This is a genomic window from Flavobacterium psychrolimnae (assembly GCF_003312425.1).
GTDB lineage: Bacteria > Bacteroidota > Bacteroidia > Flavobacteriales > Flavobacteriaceae > Flavobacterium > Flavobacterium psychrolimnae.
Window position 1 is genome coordinate 139,264 of record NZ_QNUX01000004.1, and the last position, 18,095, is coordinate 157,358.

General features: G+C 34.0%; 8 protein-coding genes. 4 read left to right on the plus strand and 4 right to left on the minus strand.

Features of this window, described 5'->3' with window-relative positions; all coding sequences use genetic code 11:
• Positions 1 to 50: 50 nt before the first annotated feature.
• The 3 genes from accC to DR980_RS05990 all read right to left on the minus strand — a co-directional run bounded on the left by accC (position 51) and on the right by DR980_RS05990 (position 4,369).
• Positions 51 to 1,490, minus strand: a complete 1,440-nt coding sequence (accC, locus tag DR980_RS05980) for an acetyl-CoA carboxylase biotin carboxylase subunit (protein ID WP_113634345.1) — start codon at positions 1,488 to 1,490, stop codon at positions 51 to 53.
• Positions 1,491 to 1,580: 90 nt separating this feature from the next.
• Entirely contained in the window at positions 1,581 to 2,066 is a 486-nt protein-coding gene (locus DR980_RS05985) for an acetyl-CoA carboxylase biotin carboxyl carrier protein subunit (protein ID WP_113634346.1), read from the minus strand.
• Positions 2,067 to 2,167: 101 nt separating this feature from the next.
• Complete coding sequence (locus DR980_RS05990; protein WP_113634347.1) at positions 2,168 to 4,369, minus strand: B12-binding domain-containing radical SAM protein; 2,202 nt, start codon at positions 4,367 to 4,369, stop codon at positions 2,168 to 2,170.
• A 167-nt stretch (positions 4,370 to 4,536) separates the two neighbouring features.
• On the opposite strand from DR980_RS05990, the gene DR980_RS05995 reads away from it, so the two are divergent.
• A complete protein-coding gene (locus DR980_RS05995) occupies positions 4,537 to 10,392 on the plus strand; it encodes a T9SS type B sorting domain-containing protein (protein ID WP_113634348.1) in 5,856 nt (1,951 codons plus the stop codon).
• Between the two features lie 37 nt (positions 10,393 to 10,429).
• The gene (locus tag DR980_RS06000; RefSeq protein WP_113634349.1) at positions 10,430 to 14,476 is read left to right on the plus strand and encodes a DUF7948 domain-containing protein; all 4,047 of its coding nucleotides are present in this window, start codon (positions 10,430 to 10,432) and stop codon (positions 14,474 to 14,476) included.
• 7 nt (positions 14,477 to 14,483) lie between these two features.
• Here the strand turns inward: DR980_RS06000 and DR980_RS06005 are convergent, their stop codons facing one another.
• A complete protein-coding gene (locus DR980_RS06005; protein WP_113634350.1) occupies positions 14,484 to 15,767 on the minus strand; it encodes an MFS transporter in 1,284 nt (427 codons plus the stop codon).
• Between the two features lie 103 nt (positions 15,768 to 15,870).
• On the opposite strand from DR980_RS06005, the gene bshC reads away from it, so the two are divergent.
• Positions 15,871 to 17,469: a bacillithiol biosynthesis cysteine-adding enzyme BshC gene (gene bshC, locus DR980_RS06010; protein WP_113634351.1), complete on the plus strand. Its 1,599-nt coding sequence runs from the start codon at positions 15,871 to 15,873 to the stop codon at positions 17,467 to 17,469.
• Between the two features lie 85 nt (positions 17,470 to 17,554).
• On the plus strand, positions 17,555 to 17,974 hold the full coding sequence (locus DR980_RS06015; RefSeq protein WP_113634352.1) for a nucleoside-diphosphate kinase: 420 nt from the start codon (positions 17,555 to 17,557) through the stop codon (positions 17,972 to 17,974).
• The last annotated feature ends 121 nt before the right edge of the window (positions 17,975 to 18,095 follow it).

The window sequence follows — 18,095 nt, forward strand, 5'->3', positions numbered from 1 at the left end:
ACTATTCTTTTTTTAACCGCTAATTCGCTAATTTTTTTAAAATCATTATTCTAATGTAGTAAGCGTACGATTTTTTGATCTTCAAAATACTGTTTCAAAGCGACCTTCGCAGCAATTTCGGCTTCTTGCGCTATTTGATTTTTTAACATTTCGGCACTGTAGTAATTCTTTACAAAATGCGTGTCAAATTTTCCGGAACGAAACGCCTCATGTTCAAAAACAAATTTCCCAAAAGGCAATGTTGTCTGCACACCTTCCACACGATAGTCTTCAATAGCCTTTATCATAATTTGAATCGCTTCTTCACGGGTTTCGCCATAAGTGATTAATTTGGCTAACATTGGATCGTAATAAATGGGAATATCCATCCCTTGCTCAAAACCATTATCCACACGAATTCCTTCACCAACAGGTAATTGATACACATCCAAATGCCCTACACTCGGCAAGAAATCATTCATCGGATCTTCAGCATACACACGCAATTCCATCGCGTGTCCTTTAATTTTCAAATCTTCTTGTTTAATTGCCAATTCTTCACCTCTGGCCACTCTGATTTGGAGTTCGACCAAATCGGTATCGGTAATCCATTCCGTAACTGGATGTTCCACCTGCAAACGCGTATTCATCTCCAGAAAATAGAAATTATTATTTTCGTCCAATAAAAACTCGACCGTTCCAGCTCCTAAATAATCACAGGATTTCGCAACCAAAACGGCTGCTTCTCCCATTTTTTTACGTAATTCCGGTGTTAAAACCGAAGAAGGTGCTTCTTCAATCACTTTTTGGTGACGACGCTGGATGCTGCATTCTCTTTCGAATAAATACAGTACATTACCGTGACTGTCTGCCATAACTTGGATTTCGATATGTCTTGGTGAACCCACATATTTTTCGATAAAAACAGAACCATCTCCAAAAGCAGCAATCGCTTCACTAATAGCGCGATCCATTTGAGATTCGAAATCAGCTTCGCTTTCTACCACACGCATTCCTTTTCCTCCACCACCGGCAGATGCTTTAATCAGTATAGGAAAGCCAACTTCCTTGGCAATCACTTTTGCTTTTTCGACATCCGTAATGGCTTCGTCAAAACCGGGAACCATGGGAATATTGTATTGCTTAACGGCATCTTTTGCCGCTAGTTTACTTCCCATGATTTTTATTGCTTTCGACTTTGGACCAATAAAAATGATGTTATTTTTTTCGGCTTCTTCAGCAAAATCTGCATTTTCACTCAGAAATCCATAACCTGGATGAATGGCATCTACGTTTAAGGATTTGGCAACCTTTATAATTTTACTTCCTAATAAATAGGATTCACTTGAAGGTGCTTCTCCAATCCAAACGGCTTCATCAGCAAATTTTACGTGCGGTGCATTTCTATCGGCAGTTGAATACACTGCTACGGTTTTAATGCCCATTTTTTGTGCGGTTTTCATCACCCTGATAGCGATTTCCCCTCTATTGGCAACTAATATTTTTTTCATATTTAATAAGACTAAAAGAATAAAGACCGCTTCGCTGCAAGAGCAAAGAAATATAAATTCTTGGTTCTTTTTATCTTGTATCTTTTATCTCTACTCGAATTCAATTAACAACTGTCCTTTATCAACAGCATCTCCCATCGCAACCGAAATGGTTTTAATAACGCCATCGCGGGGCGAAAGGAAACTGTTTTCCATTTTCATGGCTCCAAGAATAATCAGGTTGTCATTCTCTTTTACAGTTTGTCCTACCACAACACTGATTTCCAGAATCAATCCGGGCATAGGTGCTTTGATAAAATTGACTTGTTTGGTAAGTCCCGTTTCGAACCCCATTTCCTTAATCAAAATATCCAAAGGATTTGAAATGGCAACGGTGTAGGTGTTGTTATTTACCTTGACGGTGTAGTTTTTTTGAAGAAAATCAGAAGTGATAATTTCCGCTTGATAAGGAGTGTTTTCGTGTAGAACATGGAATTTATTCGTTTCCACACGCACTGCATCCAGTTGTGAAACACTTTCCTTTTCCAAATCAAACTGAAAAGTGTCGTTTACATTAACTTTATAACCAATACTCATTTGTTTCTATTTTAGAATCGTAAAAATAAGTAAAAGAAAACGTTTTCGTAATCGAAAAATAAAAGTTTTATGCTAAATAGATATAGTTATATGAAATAAATTTACAAGACTAATAATCCAAACTCTCTAAGGGTTTTAATTGGCTTTGAGTACCAAAACAATTCAAAGTCTTCCAAATTTGATTCGAAATCAGCTTTAACTTCTTGATAATTATAAATTTTAACATTCAAAACAGAAATTTTCAGCAGCATTTCAACCAACCATTCTCCTTCCTTTTTATTCGTTTGAATATTGAAACTTTCTTTTTTATCATGAAAAGTCAAAGTCATCATTTCCCAGGAATTTCCTTTTTTGGATTTGGTAAAATGTTCCACAAATGGTTTTCCGCCTAACCAAACGATTTTGGCTGTAGGCTTGATGTTGAAATCCTCCTCTTCCTGTAAAGCGTCAAATATAAAATCAGGGGAGATTTTAGTCTTTGGAATTTTAAACTCGAACCAATCCTGCAGTTCATAATCAAAACAGATTCCGTGCATGAAATTGAACAAGGATTTCTTGAGTCCAAAACTGAATTTATCATGATCGATTCCTGTTGCATCCGTATAATTGATATCGTTATTGGCGAAAGTTCCTATCGCTTCGGTTTCTTTCACTACACCAAATTTCTCCGGATACAAGCCTACTGGACTGTGCGCAGTCATCGCAAACTGATGCCAAAATCCGGATTGCAACACTCCAACTTCAAATAATTGACGTACCATTTCGAGACTGTCCACCGTTTCCTGAATAGTTTGTGTGGGATATCCGTACATTAAATACGCATGAACCATAACGCCTGCTTCGGTGAAATTTCGGGTGACTTTCGCCACTTGTTCTACCGTTACGCCTTTGTCAATTAGTTTTAATAATCGATCCGAGGCCACTTCGAGACCACCAGAGACCGCAATACAACCTGAAGCTTTTAGAAGCAAACATAAATCTTTGGTAAAACTTTTTTCGAATCGAATGTTTGTCCACCACGTCACTGCTAATTTCCTGCGAAGGATTTCGAGAGCCAAAGCGCGCATCAAAGCTGGAGGAGCCGCTTCATCTACAAAATGAAATCCGTTCTCTCCTGTTTGGGCAATCATTTCTTCCATTCTATCACACAATAAATTGGCTGCAACAGGCTCATATACTTTAATATAGTCTAAAGAAATATCGCAAAAAGTACATTTCCCCCAGTAGCAACCGTGTGCCATGGTGAGTTTGTTCCAGCGTCCATCGCTCCACATTCGGTGCATTGGATTCACAATTTCGATAACCGAAATATATTTATCCAAAAGTAAATCCGAATAATCGGGAGTTCCCACTTGCGATTGTTTGTAATCGTGTTTTAGGGAATTATTTTTGTAAACGACTTTTCCGTCTTCCAACAGAAAAGTTCTTTTATATAGCTTCTCGACTGCGCTCGAAGTGACAGCATTTATCAATTCTTCAATTGGTGCTTCGCCATCATCCAAAGTAATAAAATCGAAAAACTCAAAAACGCGAGCATCCGAAAGCGAACGCAGTTCCGTATTTGGGAAACCGCCACCCATTGAAATATTTATATTCGGATAATGCTTTTTGACCCATTGTGCGGAACGAAAAGCTGAATATAAATTCCCTGGAAACGGAACTGAAATCAAGAATAATGTGGGTTGAATGGTTTCGATTCTCTCTTTTAAAATAGAAAGAAGAACGGTATCAATGTACGTTGGCTCTTGTTGCAGGGCTTCATACAATTCGTCAAAAGAATTTGCCGATCTTCCTAAACGTTCTGCATAGCGGCTAAAACCAAAATTAGCATCGACACATTCCACAATAAAATCAGAGATATCTTCGAGATACAAAGTCGCTAAATGCTTCGCTTTATCCTGTGTTCCCATAGTTCCAAAAGCCCAATCTAATTCTTCTAATTGTGCAAACCGAGACGCTTCCGGCAAGAAATCTTCCTGACAAATTTGAAGTGCCAATGTTGGATTTTTCCCTTGTAAAAAAGCAATGACAGGATCTATAGTTTTAAGGTATTCATCTTGCAAAGCGTAAATACGTTTCGAATTATCTGAGACTTCTCCAACGTTAAACTTTAAACTTGCGACTTTAAACAAATTTTCAAGTCCTTCTTTTGAAAACAATTTCAAAATTACTTCAATACCCAAATCCGCCTGAACAGACTCAATATTTTTAGTATTCAGAAACCCTTTAATATATGCAGTTGCTGGATACGGTGTATTCAGTTGGGTAAAAGGAGGCGTGATGAGGAATAGTTTGGTTTTCAAAAGAAATAAGTTTGGTGCAAAAATAAGGGATAATTCTATTCTTTTCACAAAAGTAAAAGGCTACATTTTTATTTATTCTTTAGATTCAAATATAAAATAATGCATTTTTTAGTTTTTATGTAATCTGTAGATATTTAATTACATTTACGGTTGTTTAAATTAAACAAATGAATCTAAAATTACTCTTCCTTTTTTTATTATTTTCTGCTTTCTGCTCTGCACAAGAAAATTGTGACAATGGTATTGACGATGATGGTGACGGAAAAATTGACTTAAATGATAGTGATTGTATTTGCAATAACTCTGTAATAACTTCACTACTTCCGAATCCTTCTTTTGAAGAAAAAACAATTTGTCCTCAAGGTTTTGATGACATTCTGACAATCAATCATTGGACAAAAGGAACAATCCCATCTCCAGACTACATAAACAAAGACTGCAATGTTTTTAATACTATTTATACGAAAAATCTTGAAAATTTCCCAGACGGTAAAGGAATTGTGAGAGCTGTATATAAAAACAATAAAAAAGAATATATCGCTACTAAATTATCAGCTCCATTGGTTACTGGAGTAAATTATCAGTTAACACTGAATATTGCTACATTAATGGGTATCGAAACAAATAACTTAAGTAAACGTTTTGATTTTAATTTTTTAGCGCCTACTTATGTAACACTTTATGGATGTAACAAAAAAGATAATTTACCATTATATACCAATTCAGATCCAAGTTCATTTGACCAATCCTGGGTTGAAATTGGAAAAGTTTTATACCAACCACAAACTGTTTGGGGAGAAATAACAATTAGTTTTATCCCAAATATTGAGATTAACGCAATAATGATAGGACCAGAGAAAACATTACCTCCATCATTTAACACTGATTATGAGCCTTCTTTCTTATATGATAATTTAAGATTAAATACTTCTGAAAATTTTGGTGTTACTATTATCCAGAGTGGAAATTTCTGTAATAATGATTTAACATTGACTGCTAACCTGAATAAAACCCTGAATTTAGGAACAACTTTTCAATGGTATTTAAACGGGATAGCGATAAACAGAGGAACTAATAAATCTTATTCAATTCCTTCACTTAAAACAAATTTGGGGGAATATACTGTAAAAGTTACGTATGGAAATGAATGTTTCATAAGCTCAAAATTAACTGTAAACAATTCAATTCCCAATCCTTCTGTAACAGTAGTTCAACCTTCTTGTCAAGATACAAATGGTTATATTAAAGTTAATGAACCGGGAATAGAATATAGTTTTGATAAAGGTTTGGCTTTCCTTTCAGATGACAATTATGTTACAAAAGATTTGGTATGGCAAACAGATGCCAACTTTGTCACAAAAGAATACGGAAAATATTATATTCAAACAAGAACCAGTTCTGGTTGTATTTCTACACCTACAATTGTAACAATTGATCCCCCAATCTTACTAGACAGACCAGCATTTTCAACTATTCAACCAACTTGTAATTCAGGAGGAACTATCACTATAACCACCTCAGCATCGCAGTTTAGTTTTGATAATGGAACCACTTGGCAAAATAATGCTATCAAAACAAATTTAGCTTCAGGAAATTATTTACTAAAAATAAGAAATAGTAGCGGATGCGAATCTTTTGCACAAAGTGTCTTTCTCTTTCCGTTCTATATTGAATCTCCAGCTTATACTATATCGCAGCCTACCTGCAACGAAGGGGGAACTATTAACATTACCACACCCGCATCCGAATATAGTTTTGACAATGGAGAAACTTGGACAACTAGTTCAACTGCATCTAATTTACCTAATGGTTATTATAATGTTAGAATTAAAAACGAAAATGGATGTGTATCTAAACCTCATATATATCAAATTTATTTTAATGAGTATGTGAATTCTTACCCTGAATTCAAAGTTAATCAACCAATTACATGTAGTGAAACCGGAATTATTTCTTTTTTAAAACCCTCAAACAAATACAGTATTGATAACGGAAAAACGTGGCAGGAAACACCCATTTTTTCAAATTTAAAACCTGGCAATTATTTCTTAAAAACACAAAACGCATTGGGTTGCGAATCTCTTGTTTCTGAAGTTAAAATTAATTTTTATTTACCTAAACCTACATTCACCCTAGTAGAGGCATCATGTGCTACAAATGGTAGCATTACCATAACTTCTGCTGCAGCTTTTTATAGCTTTAACAATGGTGAAACATGGACAACAAATCCAACGGCATCTAATTTAGCTTCGGGTTATTATAATATAAAAATTAAAAATGAAATAGGCTGTGAATCCGATGTTGAATATGCCTATTTACCTCCTTTTTATCTTGATGATCTGACATTTAAAATAATTGATCCAAATTGCGAAACGGAATCAAAATGGAGTATCTCGATTACAACTCCTGCTGTATCTTACAGCTTTGATGGAGGAGTAACGTGGAGTACAAACTCAACAAAGTCTGGTTTAGATTTTGGAACTTACTTCTTAAAAATAAAAAATTCTTTAGGTTGTGAATCAAATTTTACTGCCGCTACTATAAATAATACTTATTTTCTAGAAGCTCCTGAATTTGTCGCTACACAACCTACTTGCACTACTCCAGGAATTGTTACCATAACTACTCCTGCTGAATTTTATAGTTTTGATGATGGAGCAACATGGAGTACAGATCCAAATCTCATTAAATATCCAAATGGTGCCGTAAGTGGCTTTATTAGGATTAAAAACAAATCAGGCTGTATAAGTGCAGCGAATGGATTTGTTCTTAACCCAAATTTCCTTGATAATATGGCTTATACAATAGTGCAACCAACAACTTGTGATAGCAACGCTACAGGAAGTATTACCATTACGACATCAGCCGCCTTATATAGTTTTGATGGTGGTTTAAGTTGGAGCACTAACCCTACAGCTTTAAATCTTCCAGTAGGATTTAAGTATCAACTAAAAATTAAAAATGCTGCAGGATGCGAGTCAGGAAATCTAATTACCGAAATAATGCCTTTTAAAATAAAAGAGGCTGATTTTATCGTTACTAATCCATCTTGTGGTAAAGGAGGAACTATTACAATTACCACACCGGCAACATTTTACAGCTTTGATGGGGGAGAAACTTGGGGGACAAACCCTAAAGCTACTAATCTACCTAATGGTTTTTATTATCCTAAAATTAAAAATGAATTTGGTTGTATCTCGGAAACTCTTAATTCAGTTCATTTCACCGAGGAGTATTTAACGGGATTTAATATTCAAGTTACTCAACCTACTTGCGAATCTGGAAACAGAGGAACTATAACAGTAGATCCTATGTTTGATCAATATAGTTTTGATGGAGGTATGACTTGGAGTCAATACAATACTGCTACAAATTTATCGGCTGGAAATTATTTAATTAAAGTAAAAAACAACTTAGGCTGTGAATCTTGGTCCAGAGTAGAAACATTATATCATTATTATTTACCAAATCCAAGCTATACAAAAACAAATCCTATTTGCGGAACAGGAGGAAGTATTTCAATAACCACTCCGTCAGCATTTTATAGTTTTGATAATGGTGCTACTTGGAGTACAAATCCTATAGCACAAAATTTAGAGGCAGGTATTTACGCAGTTATTATTAAAAATGAACTAGGATGCGAATCCTATCCTATCAACATTTATGTTCCACCATTTTTCCTAAATGCACCTTTATACTCTATAACACAGCCAAATTGTCAATCTTTAGGCACCATAAGCATAACTACAATTACAGCTCAATACAGTATTGATAACGGAATCACTTGGTATACTAGTGGAACTTTTAATAATTTGCAACCAGGATCTTATGATTTAAAAATAAAAAACAATTTAGGATGCGAATCAAATTACAGTTCAGTCTATCTTTACAATGTAAATCCGCCTGCTCAAAAACCTATTATTTCAATCCAACAGCCTAGTAGCTGTACTTCGTCCAAAGGAAAAATATCTGTAAATACTAATGCTAATCAATATAGTTTTGATGACGGACTTACATGGTCATCTAGCCCTACTGCTACAGATTTAGATCCAGGTGACTATTTTATTAAAATTAAAAATAGTTCTATCGGATGCCCATCTCCATCTGTTAAAGTAACTATCAATCCAGCTCTTGATGCAGTAGAAACACCAAATTATGTCATTTCTCAACCAATAAGTTGTGCGAATCCCTTTGGTTCAATTAGTATTACAACAGTTGCCTTTGCTTATAGTTTTGATAATGGATTAAGTTGGACAACAAATGCTACTGCTACTTATTTACCTTCCGGACCATATAAGATTAAGATTAAGAATTCTGCAGGCTGTGAATCAGAATCAGTTAGTATTCAAATAAATTTACCTACGGACTTTCCTACTATCCCAACCTATACTATTACTCAACCAAATTGTAATAATTCTAAAGGGAAAATTACAATTAATACTGTAGCATCTGAATATAGTTTTGATAATGGTATCACATGGAATACTTTAGCAGTTTCAACTTTTTTAAATTCAGGAGAATATTTTATCAAAATCAAAAATACTAATGGATGTATTTCCGATGCAATCAAAGCTACCATAATCTCTTTTATCAATTCGATACTGAAACCAACAATTAATACTCCCCAGACCTTTTGCATTCAACAAAATGCAACAATTAGTAGTATTGCAATTAAGGGTCAAAATATAAAATGGTATAATGCTTTAACTAATGGAACTCTTTTATCAAACACAACTCCACTACAAAACGGAACCACTTATTACGCATCGCAAACCATTAATGGCTGCGAAAGTGAAAGAATTCCTGTCCTAATAAACATTCAAAACACGCCTGCTCCAGCAGGAAATACAAATCAAACATTGTGTTCCAGTCAAAATCCAACTCTAGAAAACATTGTAATTTCAGGAAATGCGATAAAATGGTATAATTCAGCCAACGTTCTTTTGTCCAATTCAACTTCTTTGCAAGACGGCGTGACCTATTATGCTTCGCAAACAGAAAACAATTGCGAAAGCCCTAATAAACTAGCTGTTACTATTTCTCTAATAAACACTTTACCCGCAAATAATTATGAAGAATTATTTTGTGATGATTTGAATGACGGATCCGAGAAAGTGAATTTATCAGTTTACGATTCTAATTTAATTCCAAATACTTCAGGATATACTTTTTCTTATTATTCGACTTTTTTAAGTGCAGAAAATCAATTGACAGGTAATCAAATAACTAATTTTTCAAATTACAAATTATTTTTAGGCGACAACAAAATCTATGTCCGTATCAATTCAAATACTCCTTGTTATGCCATTGTTGAATTAAAACTAACTCTTGTATCGAAACCAATTATTACAATTCCTGATGTTGTACCCATTTGTGAAAACAATTCCATTACTATTGATGCTGGTTTAGGTTTCGACTCTTATTTGTGGTCAACAGGCGCAACGACATATTCGATACTTGTTGCAAATCCAGGAAATTATTCCGTTACCGTTACTACTAATTACAGTACAATTTCATGTTCGAGTACCAAGAATTTTGAAGTACGAAAATCAAACATTGCCAACATTACTTCTGTAGAAACACAAGATTGGACCGACAATCAGAATACAATTACCGTTTTTGCATCTGGCACAGGTGATTTTGAATATTCAATTGACGGGATTCATTTTCAGGACAGCAATCAATTTTCGGGATTGTATAGTGGCGAATATACCGTACATGTCAGAGACAAAAATGGTTGCGGAACCGCCACAGATGAAGTCTTTTTATTGATGTACCCTAAATACTTTACCCCAAACGGTGATGGTTTTAATGATACTTGGAATATTAAATTTTCAGATTTGGAAACCAACTTGACTGTGAAAATATTTGACCGTTATGGAAAATTAATCACAGAATTAATCCAAAATAACGATTGGAACGGCACCTTGAATGGATATGAACTTCCTTCCGATGATTATTGGTTTGTAATAAATAGAGCTGATGGCAAAGAATATAAAGGACATTTTAGTCTAAAGCGGTAGCAATTATAACCCAGCAAAAACTGATTAAACAGCACAGATGAAAGAAAAATTACTGCTATTATTTTTATTGTTAATTACACCATTATTAGCTCAAAATAAAAATCAATCGATCGGTTTTAAAGAAAATAAAGGCCAGATTATTGACCAAAAAGGAAAAGCGAATCCAGCTGTAAAGTACCTGTTAAATTCAAATGGACTAAATGTACAGTTAAAGAAAAATGGATTTTCTTATGATATTTATGAGATCAAAAAACATCCTATAAGACATTCGATAGAAGAAAAAAGAAGCTTTTCTCCTTTAGATTACAATAAAGAAAATATACCAGATTACACTTTAGAATATGTATTTCATAGAATAGATATCGATTTTATTAATTCTAATCCCAACGTAGAATTAGTTACAACAGAAGCTTCTGAAGATTACGACAATTATTACAATATCCCGAGTAAACCCGAAGGTGTTATTAACGTACATCAGTACCAACAAATTACGTATAAAAATATTTACCCTAATATTGATGTAGTTTTTTCAATTCCAAAAGACTCTTTGAAAACCGTGGAATATAATTTTGTGGTGCATCCAAACGGTAAAATTTCGGATATCCAAATGAAATTTAATGGGGCCAAAACGGAGTTAATTAATAACAAGATCCAAATGAATGTTCGTTTTGGTAAAATGGAAGAAACCCTGCCCGCTAGTTGGACAGAAGACGGGAAAGAGAAAAAGGGAATTACTATTGGTTACAAAAAAATAAAAAATAATATTTATGGATTTGAAACCAAATATTCTATTTCTGACAAAACCGTAATTATAGACCCAGTACCGGTGAGACTTTGGGGAACTTATTATGCTGGTAACAATAGTGAATACTCAACTGACATATGTAATGATAAAAATAATAATGTTTATATTTCAGGCTATACATCAAGCACAACAAATATAGCTACATCAGGATCTTTTCCAGTACCATATTATTATACTAATGGATTTATAGCTAAATTCGATTCAAATGGAACAAGAATTTGGGGAGTCTATTACTCCACTACTCCATCAACTATTAAAGTAGATTCTAATGAAAATCTATATTTCACTGGGAAAACTTGGGGAGAAACAAATGTATCAACTCCCGGTTCACATCAGCCACTACATGCTGAATATGACGATGCCTTTTTAGTGAAACTAAATTCATCCGGAATAAGAGAATGGGGAACTTATTATGGAGGTATTTCAGCCGATAAAGGAAATGACATCAGTTTTGACAGTGACAACAATGTCTATTTGGTTGGTGTTACAGGTAGCTATGGAAACATTGCCACAAGTAATACACATCAACCTTCTCATGCACCAGGTTATCTTGATGATGATGGTTTCATTGCTAAATTTACTACTCAGGGAATTAGAGTTTGGGGTACTTATTTTGGAGGAACTGATGGGGATCAAATTTTTTCGTCAAATATTTCTGATGATGGATTTTTATATGTAACTGGAAATACCTGCAGTACTAATGGTATATCGACTTCTAATTCTTATCAACCAAATATGGTTGGCTTTGCTTCTGGGATGATCGCTAAATTTACTTTAGATGGTCAAAGAGTTTGGGGTACTTATTTTAGTGGAAATACTAGTGCAACCATTACAAAATCAAAAATAAATAACAACTTATTATATTTTACAGGGATTACAAATAGCCATGATAACTTGAAAAGTGCTGGAACTTTTAATGAAAATTTCATAAATTTACCCCTAAATTTAGATTTCAGCAGTTATATTTCCAAATTTAATGTTACTACACAAAGTTTAGTTTGGGGTACTTATTTCGGAGAAGTAATACAGGATTTAAAGGTCAATTCAAATAATAAAATTTTCATTACAGGTTGTACAGATCAGGTAACAGGTATAGCGACTGCTGGATCATATTCTTCCAGTATTCAGAGACAGGATGCCTATCTAATAAAGTTAAATGAAATCGGACAAAGAGAATGGGGTACTTATTATGGAGGAAATGGTAATGAAGGAAATAATGGAGCTGCGGATGTTAATAATAAAATGTCGTTGGATCAGTTGGATAACATTTATTTAGTAGGTAATACAAACAGTACTACAGGAATTTCAACTCCGGGAGCACATCAAGAAAATTACATGCTAAATTCATTAGGTGGGCTATATAATATATATTTAGCCAAATTTCAAGATTGTCTTTCTTCTCCTGAAATCTCTTCCAATTCCCCAATTTGTATTGGAAATACCATAGAACTAAAAGCATCTGGCGGAACAAATTATGCTTGGACTGGACCAAACGGATTCACATCAATGGAACAAAATCCAACAATCCCTAATGCAACAGCTCTAAATAGCGGTCAATATTCATGTTTGATTACCGGAACTGGCGGTTGCGACGATACAAAAATAATTGATGTAATTTTTGGTGATGTTGAATCGCCAATTCCTAATCTTACTTCACTTCCTATAATTAGCGGTGATTGTAATACTGTAATTACTACAATACCAACAGCGACCGATAGTTGTGCAGGAGCGATTACAGCAACAACTACTAATGCACTATCGTATAACCTTCCCGGAACCTATACTGTGGTTTGGAATTATAATGATGGAAACGGAAATACATCAACACAAAACCAAACCATAACAATTAGTAATCAGCCGGTACCAATTTCAACTTCGCCACAAAATTTTTGCATTCAACAAAATGCAACAATTAGTAACATTGCAATTACGGGTCAAAACATAAAATGGTATACTGCTTTAACCAATAGAACTCTTTTATCAAACACAACTCCACTACAAAACGGAACCACTTATTACGCATCGCAAACCATTAGTGGCTGCGAAAGTGAAAGAATTCCTGTCCTAATAAATATCCAAAATACTCCTGCTCCAACAGGAAATACAAATCAAACGTTGTGTTCCAGTCAAAATCCAACTCTAGAAAACATTGTAATTTCGGGTAATCAGATAAAATGTTATAATTCAGCCGGAATTCTTTTGTCCAATTCAACTCCTTTACAAGACGGCGTGACTTATTATGCTTCGCAAACAGAAAACAACTGCGAAAGTCTTAATAAACTTGCTATTACCATTTCACTTATAAACACTTTGCCTGCAAATAATTATGAAGAATTATTTTGTGACGATTTGAATGACGGCACCGAGAAAGTGAATTTATCAGACTATAATTCGAAGCTGATTTCAAATACTTCAGGATATAGTTTTTCTTATTATTCGACTTTTTTAGGTGCAGAAAATCAATTGACAGGTAATCAAATAACTAATTTTTCAAATTACAAATTAGCTTTAGGTGAGAACAAAATTTACGTTCGCATCAACTCAAATACGCCTTGTTATGCCATTGTTGAATTAAAACTAACCCTTTTATCAAAACCAAAAATAACAATTCCAGATGTTGTTCCCATTTGTGAAAACAATACAATCACGATTAGTGCCGGTTCAGGTTTCGATTCTTATTTATGGTCAACAGGTGCAGCGACATCTACGATAGTTGTTGCAAATCCAGGAATTTATTCTGTTACCGTTACTACTAATTACAGTACAATTTCATGTTCGAGTACTAAGAATTTTGAAGTACGAAAATCAAACATTGCAACAATTACAGCTATTGAAACTAAAGACTGGACTGATAATGAGAATATAATCACCGTTTTTGCATCAGGTGAAGGTGATTTCGAATATTCAATTGATGGTACGCATTTTCAGGACAGCAATCAATTTTCGGCATTGTTTAGTGGCGAATATACCGTACATGTCAGAGACAAAAATGGTTGCGGAACCGCCACAGATGAAGTCTTTTTATTAATGTATCCTAAATATTTCACGCCAAATGGAGACGGTTATAATGACAATTGGAATATTAAATTTTCAGAACTAGAAACTAACTTGACTGTAAAAATATTTGATCGTTATGGAAAATTAATCAAAGAATTAATCCAAAATAACAATTGGAACGGAACCATGAATGGATATGCCCTTCCAGCAGATGATTATTGGTTTATCGCAACAAGAACAGATGGAAATGAATACAAAGGACATTTTAGTTTGAAACGATAAAAAATTATCAAAATTTATGTTCTTTTTTGCTGACCATCAACAATGAAAATAGAGAAATACAGGCTGCCGTACTCAAATAAAACCCAACATAAGTCAAACTATACTGAGTTGCTAACCAAATTGCAATCATAGGAGCAAAAGCAGCTCCAATGATTCCTGCCAAGTTAAATGCTAAAGAAGTTCCTGAATAACGAACCGTTGTAGGAAACAGTTCAGATAAAAAAGTTCCTAAAGGACCGTATGTGAATCCCATCAAAGCCATTCCAACACATAAAAATAAAGTCACAAGAACTGTATTGCCGGAATTCAAGAAAAAAGAAAATGTAAAACCAAAAATAGCAATAGCAATTGTTGCGTAAATAAGCATTTTTCTTCTGCCAATACGATCCGCAATTAAAGCTGAAACAGGAATGAAAAGTGCAAAAAACAATACCGAAAACAATTGCATCAATAGAAAATCTCTTTTGGAATAACCCAAATCAGAAGTTGCCCAGCTAAGTGTAAAAACCGTCATGAGATAAAAAACCAAGAAAGTAGTAATCGCTGCAAATGTGCCAAAAATTAGTTGGTTTTTATAAAATTTCAGTAAAGTAAAAAATGGGATATTAACTTCTTCTTTCTCTTTTTTAGCGTTTTCGAAAGCAGGAGTTTCGGTAATCTTTAATCGGATATAAAAACCTACAACAACCAATAATGAACTCGCTATAAAAGGAATCCTCCATCCATAATCAAGAAAATCTTCGGAAGTCATTGTATCTGTCAAAATCAAGAAAGTACCACCCGAAAGCAATAAACCTATTGGTGCTCCCAGTTGCGGAAACATTCCGTACCAAGCTCGCTTATTAGGTGGAGCATTTTCGATAGCCAGTAATACCGCTCCTCCCCATTCGCCACCTAAACCAACTCCTTGACCAAAGCGACATAACATTAATAATAAAGGAGCTGTAATTCCAATACTGGCATAACTTGGTAAAAAACCAATACAAACTGTTGAAATCCCCATTGTTAATAACGCAATTACTAAAGTGGTTTTACGTCCAATTTTATCACCATAATGACCAAAGACCGCAGAACCTAAAGGTCTGGAAAGAAAAGCTATTGAAAATGTCGCTAAGGATAACAAAACGGAATTAGTACTATCATTTGAAGGAAAAAACAATTGAGGAAAAACTAAAACTGCAGCATTTGCATAAATATAAAAATCAAAAAATTCTATAGTTGTGCCAATTAAACTGCCAAAAAGAACATGTTTTAAGGAGTTTTTATTTGAATGCTTTAAATTATCTTTCATAAAATTGTTAATTTTTTTGATAAAAATGACACTATTTTTCGAAAGTAACAAATATTATAGTTCCAATTATTATTGGTAATTTAGCAACATATAAAACTTTATTATGCCAACCGACTGTATCAGCTATCAGAATTCAGGATATTTCTCTTCTTTGATGAATGATTATTTAGAAAAAAAAACAAACTTACAATCCTTATACAACCGATTTCCAACACTTGAGAACTTTGAGGCACAAATCCAAGAAAAGCAAGCAAACTTCAATGAGAACGGTACTCATAAAAGACAAATATTAGTTTCCACATTAGAAAAACAATATTCAAAAGTTGAAACATCGGTTTTGACCAAACAAAATATTGCCGCTTTAAATAACCCAAATACATTTACTGTTACAACAGGACATCAGTTAAATTTGTTCAGCGGACCTTTATATTTTTTGTATAAAATCATTTCAACTATTAATTTGACAACCGAATTAAAAGCGAAATATCCAACCTATAATTTTGTACCCATTTACTGGATGGCGACTGAAGATCATGATTTTGAAGAAATCAATTATTTCAACTTTAAAGGCAAAAAATTCCGTTGGAACAAAGAAAGTACAGGTCCTGTTGGCCGCTTGTCTACTGAAGGTTTATATGAATTTCTTGAAGTATATACTTTGGAATTAGGCTCCAGTACAAATGCAGATACGCTAAAAAAACTGTTTGAAGATTCCTATCTCAATCACAATAATTTAGCCGATGCTACTAGATTTCTGGCTAATGCGCTTTTTGGCGCGTATGGTTTGGTTATTTTGGATGCGGATAATGCTGACTTAAAACGCAACTTTATCCCTTTTGTAAAAGAAGAATTGCTACAACAATCCTCCCATAAATTAGTTTTGGAAACTGCTGAAAAATTAAAAGAGTATACAGTTCAGGTGAATCCTCGTGAAATCAATTTATTTTATATCGAAGATGATTTACGAGAACGTATCATCTTTGAAAACGATACCTACAAAGTAAATCACACTAAAATTGAGTTTTCTGAAACAGAAATTCTAACATTATTAGAAAATCATCCAGAGAAATTCAGTCCAAACGTGATTATGCGTCCATTATATCAGGAAGTGATTTTGCCTAATCTTTGCTACATTGGCGGAGGTGGAGAAATTGCCTATTGGTTGGAGCTAAAATCCTTTTTTGCTGCTGCAAAAGTAACTTTTCCAATACTTTTACTTAGAAACTCTGTGCTATTAGCCACTGAAAAGCAAGTTAAAAAAGCAGACAAATTAGACTTGAATTGGGCCGATTTATTTTCAAAACAAGCCCATTTAATAACTACTAAAACCAAAGAATTATCAGATTTCCCAGTCGATTTAAGGCATCTTAGAATCCAATTGCAAAAACAATTTAGTGCACTTTATGAAGTAGCAAATAAAACAGATGAAGCCTTCATTGGAGCTGTAAAAGCGCAGGAAGCAAAACAAACCAAAGGATTAGAAAATCTAGAGAAACGCTTACTGAAAGCACAAAAAAGAAAGTTAAGCGATATTTTACAGCGCATCACTGAGTTACAAAATGAGTTATTCCCCAACCAAAGTTTACAGGAACGACAAACTAATTTTTCGGAATTTTATTTGGAATACGGCGAAAATCTGATTCCAACATTGGTTAAACAACTCAAACCATTGGACAATAAATTTGATATTATTGTACTTTAATCAGATAACCGTTATTTGAATGCCTAATTTGTAAAAATAATCAATAAAAAAAAACTATTTTTGCACAAAATTTAAAAAATAAAAGATGGCTACTAATAGAACATTTACAATGATTAAGCCTGATGCTGTTGCTAACGGACACATCGGAAACATACTTGCAATGATTACAAATGCAGGTTTCAAAATCGTTTCTTTGAAATTAACACAATTAACTGTTGCTGATGCACAAGCTTTTTACGAAGTTCACGCTGCAAGACCTTTCTACGGTGAATTAGTTGAATTCATGTCAAGAGGACCAATTGTTGCTGCTATTTTAGAAAAAGATAATGCTGTTGAAGATTTCAGAACTTTAATTGGTGCTACAAACCCAGCTGAAGCTGCTGAAGGAACGATCCGCAAAGCATACGCAACTTCTATTGGAGAAAATGCAGTTCATGGTTCTGATAGCGATGAAAATGCAGCTATCGAAGGTGCTTTCCATTTTGCTGGAAGAGAGCAGTTCTAATTATAGTTTCTTAGATAGTCAGATTTTTAGACTACTTAGATTCTTTAAAAGTAAAACCCGCTTCAATGAAGCGGGTTTTACTTTTAATGTAATTTTTAGCTCTTTTAAAATATCATTTTTT

What these genes read in the sequence shown, in the direction of transcription:
- DR980_RS06005 (WP_113634350.1), bottom strand. Translation starts at nt 15,767, where the DNA reads ATGAAAGATAATTTAAAGCATTCAAATAAAAACTCCTTAAAACATGTT.
- DR980_RS05985 (WP_113634346.1), bottom strand. Translation starts at nt 2,066, where the DNA reads ATGAGTATTGGTTATAAAGTTAATGTAAACGACACTTTTCAGTTTGAT.
- bshC (WP_113634351.1), top strand. Translation starts at nt 15,871, where the DNA reads ATGCCAACCGACTGTATCAGCTATCAGAATTCAGGATATTTCTCTTCT.
- DR980_RS06000 (WP_113634349.1), top strand. Translation starts at nt 10,430, where the DNA reads ATGAAAGAAAAATTACTGCTATTATTTTTATTGTTAATTACACCATTA.
- DR980_RS05995 (WP_113634348.1), top strand. Translation starts at nt 4,537, where the DNA reads ATGAATCTAAAATTACTCTTCCTTTTTTTATTATTTTCTGCTTTCTGC.
- DR980_RS06015 (WP_113634352.1), top strand. Translation starts at nt 17,555, where the DNA reads ATGGCTACTAATAGAACATTTACAATGATTAAGCCTGATGCTGTTGCT.
- accC (WP_113634345.1), bottom strand. Translation starts at nt 1,490, where the DNA reads ATGAAAAAAATATTAGTTGCCAATAGAGGGGAAATCGCTATCAGGGTG.